Source organism: Methylobacterium ajmalii (genome assembly GCF_016613415.1).
GTDB lineage: Bacteria > Pseudomonadota > Alphaproteobacteria > Rhizobiales > Beijerinckiaceae > Methylobacterium > Methylobacterium ajmalii.
In genome coordinates, this window is the sequence record NZ_JACWCT010000187.1 from 50,325 (window position 1) to 62,299 (window position 11,975).

The 11,975-nt window shown below is 71.0% G+C and carries 13 protein-coding genes; 5 read left to right on the forward strand and 8 right to left on the reverse strand.

What is annotated here, in order from left to right; genetic code table 11:
• Positions 1 to 189: 189 nt before the first annotated feature.
• From HPY23_RS32345 to HPY23_RS32355, 3 genes are all read right to left on the reverse strand, one after another.
• Positions 190 to 423, reverse strand: coding sequence for a hypothetical protein (locus tag HPY23_RS32345; protein WP_091890015.1), 234 nt, complete (start codon positions 421 to 423; stop codon positions 190 to 192).
• Positions 424 to 542: 119 nt separating this feature from the next.
• Positions 543 to 1,097, reverse strand: a complete 555-nt coding sequence (speG, locus tag HPY23_RS32350; RefSeq protein WP_048435413.1) for a spermidine N1-acetyltransferase — start codon at positions 1,095 to 1,097, stop codon at positions 543 to 545.
• Positions 1,098 to 1,133: 36 nt separating this feature from the next.
• A complete protein-coding gene (locus HPY23_RS32355; RefSeq protein ID WP_060846038.1) occupies positions 1,134 to 1,445 on the reverse strand; it encodes a hypothetical protein in 312 nt (103 codons plus the stop codon).
• A 237-nt stretch (positions 1,446 to 1,682) separates the two neighbouring features.
• Here HPY23_RS32355 and HPY23_RS32360 point away from each other — a divergent pair, with 237 nt between their 5' ends.
• Positions 1,683 to 2,957, forward strand: coding sequence for a L,D-transpeptidase family protein (locus HPY23_RS32360; RefSeq protein WP_139235040.1), 1,275 nt, complete (start codon positions 1,683 to 1,685; stop codon positions 2,955 to 2,957).
• 111 nt (positions 2,958 to 3,068) lie between these two features.
• Here HPY23_RS32360 and aroQ read toward each other — a convergent pair whose 3' ends face one another.
• The 5 genes from aroQ to HPY23_RS32385 all read right to left on the reverse strand — a co-directional run bounded on the left by aroQ (position 3,069) and on the right by HPY23_RS32385 (position 7,511).
• On the reverse strand, positions 3,069 to 3,515 hold the full coding sequence (aroQ, locus tag HPY23_RS32365) for a type II 3-dehydroquinate dehydratase (protein WP_200649731.1): 447 nt from the start codon (positions 3,513 to 3,515) through the stop codon (positions 3,069 to 3,071).
• An 18-nt stretch (positions 3,516 to 3,533) separates the two neighbouring features.
• A complete protein-coding gene (locus tag HPY23_RS32370) occupies positions 3,534 to 4,367 on the reverse strand; it encodes a shikimate dehydrogenase family protein (protein WP_091891851.1) in 834 nt (277 codons plus the stop codon).
• 58 nt (positions 4,368 to 4,425) lie between these two features.
• Positions 4,426 to 5,790 carry an MFS transporter gene (locus HPY23_RS32375; protein ID WP_091891856.1) on the reverse strand — a complete coding sequence of 455 codons (1,365 nt, stop codon included), beginning with the start codon at positions 5,788 to 5,790 and terminating at the stop codon, positions 4,426 to 4,428.
• Between the two features lie 170 nt (positions 5,791 to 5,960).
• Positions 5,961 to 6,770, reverse strand: coding sequence for a sugar phosphate isomerase/epimerase family protein (locus HPY23_RS32380; RefSeq protein ID WP_091891859.1), 810 nt, complete (start codon positions 6,768 to 6,770; stop codon positions 5,961 to 5,963).
• 48 nt (positions 6,771 to 6,818) lie between these two features.
• A complete protein-coding gene (locus HPY23_RS32385) occupies positions 6,819 to 7,511 on the reverse strand; it encodes a GntR family transcriptional regulator (RefSeq protein ID WP_091891872.1) in 693 nt (230 codons plus the stop codon).
• A gap of 496 nt (positions 7,512 to 8,007) precedes the next feature.
• Here HPY23_RS32385 and HPY23_RS32390 point away from each other — a divergent pair, with 496 nt between their 5' ends.
• The 4 genes from HPY23_RS32390 to HPY23_RS32405 form a co-directional block, all read left to right on the forward strand.
• Positions 8,008 to 8,901 (forward strand): dioxygenase family protein, encoded by an 894-nt coding sequence (locus tag HPY23_RS32390; RefSeq protein WP_091891862.1) that lies wholly within the window; start codon positions 8,008 to 8,010, stop codon positions 8,899 to 8,901.
• Between the two features lie 214 nt (positions 8,902 to 9,115).
• A complete protein-coding gene (gene hpaH, locus HPY23_RS32395; RefSeq protein ID WP_091891865.1) occupies positions 9,116 to 9,898 on the forward strand; it encodes a 2-oxo-hept-4-ene-1,7-dioate hydratase in 783 nt (260 codons plus the stop codon).
• A gap of 7 nt (positions 9,899 to 9,905) precedes the next feature.
• The gene (gene hpaI / locus HPY23_RS32400) at positions 9,906 to 10,667 is read left to right on the forward strand and encodes a 4-hydroxy-2-oxoheptanedioate aldolase (RefSeq protein WP_091891869.1); all 762 of its coding nucleotides are present in this window, start codon (positions 9,906 to 9,908) and stop codon (positions 10,665 to 10,667) included.
• A 37-nt stretch (positions 10,668 to 10,704) separates the two neighbouring features.
• Positions 10,705 to 11,975: CoA-acylating methylmalonate-semialdehyde dehydrogenase (locus HPY23_RS32405; protein WP_200649732.1), on the forward strand; the 1,271-nt coding region annotated here is incomplete at its 3' end.

Here is an 11,975-nt window from a genome sequence, read left to right on the forward strand (position 1 = left end):
CGATCGCGTTGCAATCGCGAAGCACTCTAGGTTTTTGATTGTGCCGCATCGTCTTCGACGAACCGGCATCCGCCTCGTCGGAAAATGCTCAAGAGCACTTCACGATCGCGTCGCAATCGCGAAGCTCTCAAGTCTTTGTTTTGTCGCATTTTCTGCGACGAACCGGTTCCCACTTCGTGGGAAAATGCTCTAGCCTCGCCCCGCGCCCTCGTCCCACACGCTCCAGCGAAACACCTCGGTGCCGGCGCCGTCGACGATGCGCACCGCCTCGGCGGCGGGGCCGGAGCGCTGGGGCACCCGGGCGCGGCGGAAGAGGCGCAAAGCCCGCTCTCGGGCGGCGTCGAGGCCGGTGGTGCGGACCGAGGCGCGCTGCACCGGCGCGTCCTCGGGGCCGACGATCTCGATGTGGTAGGTCTCGCGCAGCAAGGCTCTGGGGGCTCCCGGTCGGCCCCCTCCATACGGGAGCCGGGCCGGTCGGCGCCAGAGGCCCGGTGCCGCATTCCACCCCCGCGCGGCGCGGGGGGGCTTCGGTCCATCGGGGATCAGGTCTTCAGCACCGGCTCGTTGACGTCGCCGCCGCCGCGCCGGGCGAGGTAGGCCGGCTGGAACATGCACATCCGCACCGCGTCGCGGTACTTGCCGTTCACGAAGAACTCGTCGCGCAGGGTGCCCTCGGTCTCGAAGCCGCAGGCCTCGTAGATGCCGATGGCGCGCCGGTTGTCCTTGTCGACGTGCAGGTAGAGCTTGTGGATGTTGAGCACCTTGAAGGCGTAGTCCATGGCGATCTGCGTCGCCCGCAGGGCGTAGCCGCGGCCCTGGAACGACGGGTGGATCGCGATCTGGAACTCGCAGGAACGGTGCAGGTGGTTGATCTCGACGAGCTCGACCAGCCCGGCGCGCTCGTTCTCCGGCGTCGCGATGATGAAACGACGCTCGGTCTGGTTGTGGATGTTGCGCTCGTAGAGCTGCGCCAGCTCGGCGAAGGACTCGTAGGCCTCCTCGAACCAGTAGCGCATGATGCTGTCGTTGTTGTTGAGCTGGTGCACGAAGAGAAGGTCCTCGCGTTCCAGCGGTCGCAGCTTGATGGTCGGGGCCATGGTCGTTCGGAATCTGCCGGCGGGAAGGCCGCGACCCTACTCCTCCGGCGGCGCGCCGTCACCCGCCGACAGCGCGGCGACCGCCTCGGCGAGGCGGTCCCAGCCCTCCGCGATCTGCGTCACCTCGGCGGCGAGCCGGGCGAGGATCGCCGCCGTCTCGGCCTCCTCCGGGCCCGCCTCCGGCCCGGCGCGGATCGGGTCCCGGCGCAGGGCGGCGAGATGGTTGCGCAGCTGGCCCCGCAGGGCGGCGAGGCGTCGCCGTCCGGCCTCCCCGGGCAGCGGCGCGTCCGCCGCCTCGCCTTGCGCGTCGTCCACCAGCTGCAGCCAGCGCGGTTCGGCCCGGGGCATGGCGGCCTCCCTCTGTCCGGCGTCCCTGGCGGGACGGGCGTCCCTGGCGGGACGGGCGTCCCCGGCGGGACGGGCGTCCTGCGGCAGGACGAAACGCCGGATGCTGCCCGCCGGGCCGCGAACGGGCGCTTAACGAAATCCTGCGAATGCGAGGGATGCCCCGCCGGCCGGCTCGGCGGCGCGAAAACCGCCACATTGCCGTGCCAGGCACGGGGCCGGGCGAGGAGGAAGCGGCGGATGGACGTGCGGGGAAGGACGATCCTGTGCCTGGCTGTCCTCCCGGGCCTCATCCTGGCGGCCGGCCCGCCCGCCGAGGCGGCGCCCAAGCACCTCGCCCCGGTGCCCCCGGCCACCCTCGGCCTGATGGCGGCGCGCAACACCGCGCCCTCGGCGCCGGTGCTGCTCAGGGCCTACAAGCAGGAATCCGAGATCGAGGTGTGGAAGCGGGCGGCGGACGGCCGCTACGTCCACCTCAAGACCTTTCCGATCTGCCGCTGGTCGGGCCAGCTCGGCCCCAAGACCCGCACCGGCGACCGCCAGTCGCCCGAGGGGTTCTACACCGTCGCGGCCCGCCAGCTGAACCCGAACTCGGCCTACTACCTCTCCTTCGACATCGGCTATCCCAACGCCTACGACCGGGCGCATGGCGGCACCGGCTCGGCCCTGATGGTGCACGGCACCTGCTCGTCGGCGGGCTGCTTTGCGATGACCGATCGGCAGGTCGGCGAGATCTACGCCCTGGTGCGCGACGCGCTGGCCGGCGGGCAGGCGGGGTTCCAGTTCCAGGCCTTCCCGTTCCGGATGACCGCGCGGGCCATGGCGCGCCACCGCACCGACCGGCACATCGCCTTCTGGCGCCAGCTCAAGGAGGGCTCGGACCGGTTCGAGGCGACGGGCCGCGAGCCGCTGGTGACCGTCGAGGGCGGGCGCTACGTCTTCGCCCCCTACCCCGACCCGGCGGTCGAGGCCCTGGCAGCGGCGCGGCGCAGCGAGGAGGAGGGCCGCATCCAGGCCCTGGTCGAGGGCGGGATCGAGGCGGTGCGCACCACCTACGCCGATGGCGGGCAGCATCCGAGCTTCACCGCGCTGATCAAGCGCGCCGCGGCCTTCGGGGCGGCGGCCACCGGGGCGACGGCCCCGATGACGAATGCGGCGGCGACCGCCGCCACCGTGACGAGCGCCACCGCCTACGCGCCGGACCCGAGCCCGGCGGCGAGCCCGTTTTCCGCCTTCGTCGTGCCGGCCGGTCTCGGCGAGGTCAGCCGGCCCGAGGCCCTGGCGCTCGCCGGGCGCGAGGTGGTGGTGATCCCGGCGCGCCGACGCCCGCCCGCCCCGATCCACCAGATCCAGGTCGCGGCGGCCTTCGTGCCGCTGCCGGTGATCGAGACCGAGCCGTCCCCGTTCTCGCGCCTGCGCCTGGCGGAGGAACCTTCCCGCCTGACCCTCGCGGCCTCGCCCGAGCCGGCCAAGCCCCGGTTCCTGACGGCGCGGTTCGCGGCGCGGCCCTACTAAGCGGATTTCGCCGAAGTGGTGACCGGTTCGGCACCGAAAATCTGCGACAAGACAAGACCCTGAGCGGGCGAAGCGTTGGCCCGCCAACGCAAGTCTGCTGAGGGGCGCGGCTCAGGCCTTCGCGTCGATGAGCTGGGCGATGCGGCGCAGGGCCAGCCCGTAGCCCTGCGTGCCCAGGCCCGCGATCACCCCGTCGGCGCGCAGCGAGACGTAGGAGTGGTGGCGGAAGGCCTCGCGCTTGTGCACGTTCGAGATGTGCACCTCGATCACCGGCGGATCGAAGGCGTTGAGCGCGTCGAGGATCGCCACCGAGGTGTGGGTGAAGGCCGCCGGGTTGATGACGAGGCCGCCGGCGGTCTCGCGCGCCTCGTGGATCCAGTCGATGATCTCGTATTCGCGGTTCGACTGGTGGAAGCGGATCTCCAGGCCCAGTTCGCCGGCGAGCGCCCGGCAGGAGGCCTCGACGTCGGCGAGCGTCTCGCTGCCGTAGATGTGCGGCTGGCGCTTGCCGAGCAGGTTCAGGTTCGGGCCGTTCAGCACGTAGACGAGGCGGCTCATGGGAGTTCTCCGGGACGCTCAGTAGGACAGGCGGGCGACCGCCCGCAATTCCTCGGCGGTGGTGGTGCCGAAGCCGAAGAATTCGAGATAGGCGGGGATCTGCTCGAACAGCATGTCGGTGCCGACCTGGATCGGGCAGCCCTTCTCCAGGGCGGCGCGCAGGAACGGCGTGTGCTCCTGCTTCATCACCACCTCGCCCACGAAGGTGCCCGGCGCGATGCGGGCGACGTCCATCGGCAGGGGGTCGCCGTCCTTCATGCCGAGCGGCGTGGCGTTGACCACGACGTCGTAGCCGGCCGGGTCGTTGCTGCCGGTGGCGACCGCGAGCGCGGGGTAATGCGCGCGCAGGCGACCGGCCAGCGCTTCGGCGACGGCCGGATCGTGGTCGCAGACCCCGATCCCCGCGATGCCGGCCGCCGCCAGCGAGGCGGCGATGGCCGAGCCGACCCCGCCGCTGCCGACGACCAGGACCCGGGCGCCGGCGAGGTCGCGGCCCTTGCGCTGGACTCCGCGCACGAAGCCGGCGCCGTCGAACATGTCGCCGACGAGCGTCCCGTCCGGGCGCCGCAGCACCGCGTTGCACGAGCCGGCGATCGTCGCGGTGGTGCTGATTTCGTCGAGGAGCCCGAGGGTGGTGATCTTGTGCGGCATGGTCACGAGGGCGCCGCGGATGTTGGTGAGCCGGAACAGCGACCGGAAGACGTCCGGATAATCCTCGGCCTTGACGCCCATCGGCATCACCACGTCGTCGATCCCGCGGGACTCGAACCACGGATTGTAGATCATCGGCGCCTTGAACGACTCGGTCGGATAGCCGAGATGGGCGATCAGCGTCGTGGTGCCTCGGATCATGGCGGTGCCTCCTCGTGATGCGGGGAGGGGCGGCCGGGAGGCCGCCCTCTGACTGGCGCTACGCGGTCCGGGCGCGGCCGGCGGCGGGGGCGGACACTCGCTTGCCCAGCGCGTGCATCGGCGTCCGATAGGTCTCGCGCGCGGTCACGATCGACACCGCCGCGATGGCGCAGGTGATCATGACGAAGATCGCGACGGGAACCCAGCCGTCCTGGCCCTGGCCCTGGAGCGCCGCCGCGATGCTCGGCGCGAAGCCGCCGATGGCGAAGCCGATCTGGGTGCTGATCGCCATCCCGGACAGGCGGATGCGGGTCTCGAACATCTCAGCGTACAGGCACGGCCAAATCCCGTTCGCCGCACTGTAGACGACGCCCGAGAGAAGCAGCCCGAGGACGTAGATGAGCGTGATGTCGGCGCGGCTGATCGCCCACAGGTAGGGGTAGATCAGCACGGCGCAGCCGACCGCGCCGAAGATGAAGACCGGGCGGCGGCCGATCCGGTCGGCCAGCATGGCCCAGAGGGGAATCGCCGCGAGCGCGATCACGTTGGCGAGGATCAGGAGCGTCAGCATCGTCGGCCGCGGGATCTTCACCACGGTGACCGCGTAGGACAGCGTGTAGACCGCGAAGATTGTGCTCACCACCGAGACGATTGCGGCGAAGATCACCCGCAGCACGTCCGGCCACTGGGTGCGGAACAGCGCCAGCACGGGGGCGGAGGCCTCGTGGTGCCGGTCCTTCTCCTCCTCGAAGGCGGGCGTCTCCGGCAGGGTGCGGCGGACCCAGAAGCCGACCGCCACCACGATCAGGCTGAGGAAGAACGGGATGCGCCAGCCCCAGGCCAGCATCTGCTCCTCGGGCATCGCCGAGACCGGCAGGAAGGCGAGCGTCGCCAGGATCAGCCCGGCCTGGGTCCCGCTCAGGGTGAAGCTGGTGAAGAAGGCGCGGCGGTGGGGCGGCGCGTGCTCCAGCGTCATCGAGCTGGCGCCGGCCTGCTCGCCGGCGGCCGAGATGCCTTGCAGAAGGCGGGCGACGACGAGCAGGATCGGCGCCAGGATGCCGGCCTGGCCGTAGGTCGGCAGGCAGCCGATCATGAAGGTCGAGAAGCCCATCAGCAGCAGCGTGAAGGTCAGGACCTTCTTGCGGCCGAAGCGGTCGCCGATATGCCCGAGCACCACCGCGCCGAGCGGCCGGGTGATGTAGGCGACGCCGAAGGTCGCGAACGAGGCGATCGCCGCGGCCTGCGGGTTCTCGGCCGAGAAGAAGAGCTTCGGGAAGATCAGCGCCGCGGCGGTGCCGTAGATGAAGAAGTCGTAGTACTCGACCGCGCTGCCGATCCAGCTCGCGAGCGCGGCCTTCTTCGGTTCGTGCACGCCGGACGGTTCGAGCCCGGCCGGTGTCGACGGATCGATTCGTGTCGTCATGGTGGTTCCCCCCTGCCAATCGAGGCGCACGGATCCTCTGCCCGGATCGGAGCCAGGCACCGGCGCGTCGTTCCCTTGTTTTCTTGAGGCCGGCGGGGCGTTTCGCGCTCCTGCCGGGTCCGTCGCCGCGTCGGGCCCGGTGCCGGCCCTGTGCCGGCCCTTTGCCGCGTTCAGCCGGCGAGGAGCCGCCGGGCCGCCGCCAGGTTCGCCCGCAGGTGCGCCTCGGGCGAGGTGCTTCCGGTGATCGGCACCTCGATCGACAGGGCGGTCGTGGGCGGCAGGGCCGCGACCAGCGCGCCCAGGGGCAGCGCCCCCTCCCCCGGGGCCAGGCGCCCGGCCCGGGCCTCCTGGATGATCGCGTCCGTCGATGGCGGCGTCTCGGCCGGCGCGTCGCAGAGCTGCGCGTGGCGGATCAGGCCGGGCGGCACGGCGCGCACGTCGTCGGGCGATCCGCCGGTCCGGGCGAGGTGGAGCGCATCGACGAGGACGCCGCCGTTCGGCCGGCCGGCGGCCTCCACCACCCGAACGGCGTCGGGCAGGCTGGCGACCCGGCGCCAGGCCATGCATTCGAGGTCGACCCCCATGCCGAACCCGGCCGCGAGGTCGCAGAGCTCGGCGAAGCGCGCGACGAGACGCGCGCGGTCGGGATCGTCGCCGCACACGCTCAGGCGCCGTGCGCCGAGCCCTGCGGCGGATTCGAGGATGCCGGCGAGCGAGGCCGGGACGAAGTCCTCGCCGATCGTGACGAACTCGATGTCGTGGACGCGCATCCCCTCGTCGGCGAGCGCGCGGCGCATCTCCCGGAAGGCGTCGCGTCCCGGCGGCAATTCGTAGAACGGCGCGCCCGGAAAGGCGGGGTGGAGCCGCAGGCCCACGGCGGCGCAGCCGGTCCGGGCGGCGAGCCGGACGAGGTCGACGGGCGGCACCCCGATGCAGGTGAAGTGGGCGAGGCCGAGCGGCCAGTCGGACGAGGCGTGCATGGGTGTCGCTCGAAGGGGGCGATCGCGGGATCGGGAGGGCGCGGGCGCCTACGGGGCCAGCGTCTCGGACAGGCGCCGCTGCAGGTTGGTGCCCGTCCGGTGGATGTGTTCGCGCAGGCGGGCGCAGGCGAAATCGGCGTCGCGGGCGACCGCGCCCTGCGCGATCTCGCCGTGCTCCTGGGCGACGTTGCGGTCGCCGCCGGGCGTGCGGCGCAGGAAGGAGCGCCGGTAGCGGTCGTTCAGGCTCAGGAGCACGCTGCAGAAGTTCAGCAGCAGCGGCATGCGGCAGCCGGCGATCAGCGTGAGGTGGAACTCGCGGTGATACGCCTCCCACTGCTCCAGCGTGTCGGGCTGGTCGGCGTCGCGCGCGATCCGGTTCATGCGGTGGAGGGCGCGCATCACGTCGCCCTCCCAGTCCACGGTGCCGATCGCGATCGCCTGGCGCAGGGCCAGGACCTCGAACTCCTCGCGCAGCCGGGTGATCTCTTCCAGGTTCGACAGCGAGACCGGCGCGACGCGGTAGCCGCGATTGTCCTCGAACACCACGAGCCCGTCGGCGATCATCCGGGCCAGGGCCTCGCGCAGCGGGCTGAGCGACACCCCGAAGCTGCCGCGGGCGCGCTCCAGGTTGATCTTGCTGCCCGCCTCGAGCTGGCCGGAGACGATCGCCTCCCGCAGGCGGTCGACGAGCTGGCTCGCCATCGTGTTCTTGCCGTCGTCGACCAGGGCGGCGCCCGGCATGGTCGGCACGGGGTGGGCCGATCCGGGCTTGCCCGATGCAGGCACGGCCGATCCGGCGGCGGGCTGCATCCCGTCCCGGTCGCCCGCAGCGCGTCGGTTCCTCGCCTCGGTCACACCGTCTCTCCCCCGGAGCCCGCTTCGGCCCTTCGTCGACGATCGTTACGAAAAACGATTATTATTGTCAAACCCGACGCTACCGTCCGGACGGGGGAACGCCGTCGCGTCGCCGGAAACGGCGTCGCCTCTTCCGGAGCAGGGCGTGATACAGGTCGGCGGATGAGGAATTAAACCTTGTTAAATCAGCGGCTTGATGGGATTTTCCGCTGCTCCGGAATGCCCATGCTCGCCGGCTGGGCTCCGTCGTCCGCTCGCGGCCGACGCCCTCCATGCACGCGACCCGGCGCGCGAGGCGCGCCGCGGGCAGTCTTCAAAAAATCGCTTCTTGACGAATAATCGATGATATGGGACCAGACCTGCAGTCGAGGGAGGCAGAGCCATGCGCATCGAGCGCCAGCAGGACGTGACGCCGGCCGTTCTGGAGGTCATGGCGCGGACGCGCGACCCACGCCTGCGCGAGATCATGACCTCGCTCATCACCCATCTGCACGGCTTCGTGCGCGACGTGCGCCTCACCGAGTCCGAGTTCCGCGACGCCACCGCGATCCTCAACGAGATCGGCGCGCTCGCCTCCGACAGCCACAACGAGTTCGTGCTGATGGCCGGCTCTCTCGGCGTGTCGTCCCTCGTGTGCCTCCTCAACAACGGCGACCACGGCAACACCGAGACCTCGCAGTCGCTGCTCGGGCCGTTCTGGCGCCTCAATGCGCCGCGGGTCGCGAATGGCGGCACGATCGTGCGCTCCGACACGCCGGGCGACCCGCTCCTCGTCAACGCCCGCGTGGTCGACGGCGAGGGGCGTCCGATCGCGGGCGCGGAGGTCGACGTCTGGCACGCCTCGCCGGTCGGCCTCTACGAGAACCAGGATCCCGAGCAGGCCGAGATGAACCTGCGCGGCAAGTTCACCACCGACGGGGACGGCCGGTTCTGGTTCCGCTCGGTGATGATGATCGGCTACCCGATCCCCACCGACGGGGTGGTCGGCCGGCTGCTCGCCGCGCAGGGCCGCCACCCGATGCGCCCGGCCCACCTGCACGCCCTGATCTTCAAGCCGGGCTTCAAGGTGCTGATCTCGCAGGTCTACGACGCCAACGACCCGCACATCGATTCCGACGTGCAGTTCGGCGTGACCAAGGCGCTGGTCGGCGACTTCGTGCGTCACGATCGTCCGCATCCGGACGCGGCCGAGGTCGCGGCGCCCTGGTACGCCCTCGACTACACCTACGTCATGGAGCCCGGCGAGGCCGTGCTGCCGCGCCCCCCGATCAAGTAAGTGTCTCTCACAAAACTCCCGATCACCGCCTCGGCTTGCTGTGGCAGCGACATTGCGGCGGGAGTTTTGTGAGGTGCACTAGAGCGCTTCGCGATCGCGTTGCAATCGCGAAGCTCTATAAGTTTTTGATTTTGCCGTATTTTCTATCGACGAACCGGTATCCACTTCGTCGGAAAATACTCTAAGCCCCAAGACACTCCTGGAGCGAACAGCCGTGCTGAGCGACGACGATCACCGCAAGGCCGCCGAGGCCATCCTCAAGGCCGAGCGCGACCGGGTGCCCTGCCCGCAGCTCTCCAAGACCTTTCCCGGCATGGAGATCGCGGATGCCTACCGCGTGCAGGACCTCTGGGCCGAGGCGCGGATCGCCGCGGGAGCGCGCCTTGCCGGCCACAAGATCGGCCTGACCTCGCGCGCCATGCAGATGGCCTCGAAGATGACCGAGCCGGATTACGGCCGCATCCTCGACGACGCGCTGTTCAACGACGGGGCGCAGATCCGCACCGACCTGTTCATCAAGCCGCGGCTCGAGGTCGAGCTCGCCTTCGTCATGGGCGAGGACCTGTCGGGGCCGGGCTGCCGGATCTACGACGTGATGCGGGCGACCGAGTTCGTGGTCCCGGCCCTCGAGATCATCGACTACCGCACCGAGGTGCCGCGGGCGATCGTCGACACCATCGCCGACAACGCCGCCTTCGGCGCCATCGTGGTCGGCGGGCGCACGATCCGGCCCTTCGACGTCGACGTGCGCTGGATCGGCGCGACCCTGTCGCAGAACGGCATCATCGAGGAATCCGGCGTCTCGGCCGCCATCATGGGCCACCCGGCCGCCGGCGTCGCCTGGCTCGTCAACAAGCTCGCGGCGGTCGATGCGGGGCTGAAGAAAGGCCAGATCGTGCTCGGCGGCTCGTTCACCCGCCCCGTCGACATCAAGCGCGGCGACGTGATCCAGGCCGATTACGGCCCGCTCGGCGCCATCGGCGTCTCCTTCGTCTGAGGCGGCCATGATCGAGAACCGCTTCAAGCGCGCCTTGCGCGAGGGCCGGCAGCAGATCGGCCTGTGGTGCAGCCTGCCGGGCTCCTACGCGGCGGAAGCCGTGGCGGGGTCGGGCTACGACTGGCTCCTGTTCGACACCGAGCACTCGCCGGGCGATCCGCTCACCGTGCTGGCGCAGCTCCAGGCGGTGGCGCCCTACCCCGTCTCGGCGGTGGTGCGGCCGGCCGCCAACGACGCGGTGCTGATCAAGCGCTTCCTCGATCTCGGGGCGCAGACCCTGCTGATCCCCTACGTCCAGGACGAGCACGAGGCGCGCGCCGCGGTCGCGGCGACGCGCTACCCGCCCGAGGGCGTGCGCGGCGTCTCGGGCCTCACCCGCGCCACCCGGTTCGGGCGGGTCCCGGGCTACGCCACGCGGGCCGCCGAGGAGCTCTGCCTCCTGGTGCAGGTCGAGACCGCCGAGGCCCTCGACCGGATCGAGGCGATCTGCGCGGTGGACGGCGTCGACGGCGTCTTCATCGGTCCGGCGGACCTCGCGGCGAGCCTCGGCCATGTCGGCGAGCTAGGCCACCCGGCGGTGGTCGCGGCGGTGGAGGATGCGGTGCGCCGCATCCTGGCGGCGGGCAAGCCCGCCGGCATCCTCACCCCCGACACCGCCTTCGCGAAAACCTGCATCGAGACCGGCACCACCTTCACCGCCGTGGCCATCGATGTCGGCGTGCTCGCCCGCGGCACCGAGGCTCTGGCGCGCCAGTTCAAGGCGGGCTGACGCCCACAATCCCTTCCTTCACACGACAGGACGACCCATGCCGACCGAGATCGCTCATTTCGTCGACGGCGCCCGCACGCCCGGCCGCTCGGGCCGCACCGCGCCGGTCTTCAACCCGGCCACCGGCGAGCAGTCGGGCAGCGTCGCGCTGGCCGGCCCCGACGAGGTCGGGGCCGCCGTGGCGGCCGCCCGCGCCGCCTTCCCGGCCTGGGCCGCCACCCCGCCGCTGCGCCGCGCCCGCATCCTCAACAAGTTCCTGCGCATCCTCGAAGACCGCATCGACGAACTCGCCGCCGTCATCACCGCCGAGCACGGCAAGGTCCTCTCCGACGCCAAGGGCGAGATCCAGCGCGGCATGGAGGTGGTCGAGTTCGCCACCGGCGCCCCCCAGCTCCTCAAGGGCGAGATCACCGAGAACGTCGGCACCCGCGTCGACAGCAGCGCGATCCGCCAGCCCCTCGGGGTGGTCGCCGGCATCACGCCGTTCAACTTCCCCGCCATGGTGCCGATGTGGATGTTCCCCGTCGCGCTCGCCTGCGGCAACTGCTTCGTGCTCAAGCCCTCCGAGCGCGACCCCTCCGCCGCCCTCGTCATGGCCGAGTGGCTCAAGGAGGCGGGGCTGCCCGACGGCGTGTTCTCGGTGGTGCAGGGCGACAAGGAGGCGGTCGACGCCCTCCTGCACCACCCCGACGTCTCGGCGGTGTCCTTCGTCGGCTCGACCCCGATCGCCAAGTACATCTACGAGACCGCGGCGCGGACGGGCAAGCGCGCCCAGTGCCTGGGCGGGGCCAAGAACCACATGGTGGTGATGCCCGACGCCGACATGGACCAGGCGGTCGACGCCCTGATGGGCGCGGCCTACGGCTCGGCCGGCGAGCGCTGCATGGCGATCTCGGTGGCGGTGCCGATCGGCGAGGAGACCGCCGACCGGCTGATGGAGAAGCTGGTCCCGAAGGTGCGTGCGCTGAAGGTCGGGCCCGGCACCGACCCGGAGGCCGAGATGGGCCCGCTGGTGACCGCGCAGCACCGCGACAAGGTGAAGGGCTACATCGACCGCGGCGTACAGGAAGGCGCCGAGCTGGTGGTCGACGGGCGGACCCTGAACCTGCAGGGCTACGAGAACGGGTACTTCGTCGGCGGCACGCTGTTCGACCGGGTGACGCCCGAGATGACGATCTACAAGGAGGAGATCTTCGGGCCGGTGCTGGCGGTGGCGCGTGCGCCCGACTACGCGACCGCGGCGCGGATGATCAACGAGCACGAGTTCGGCAACGGGACGGCGATCTTCACCCGGGACGGCGACGCGGC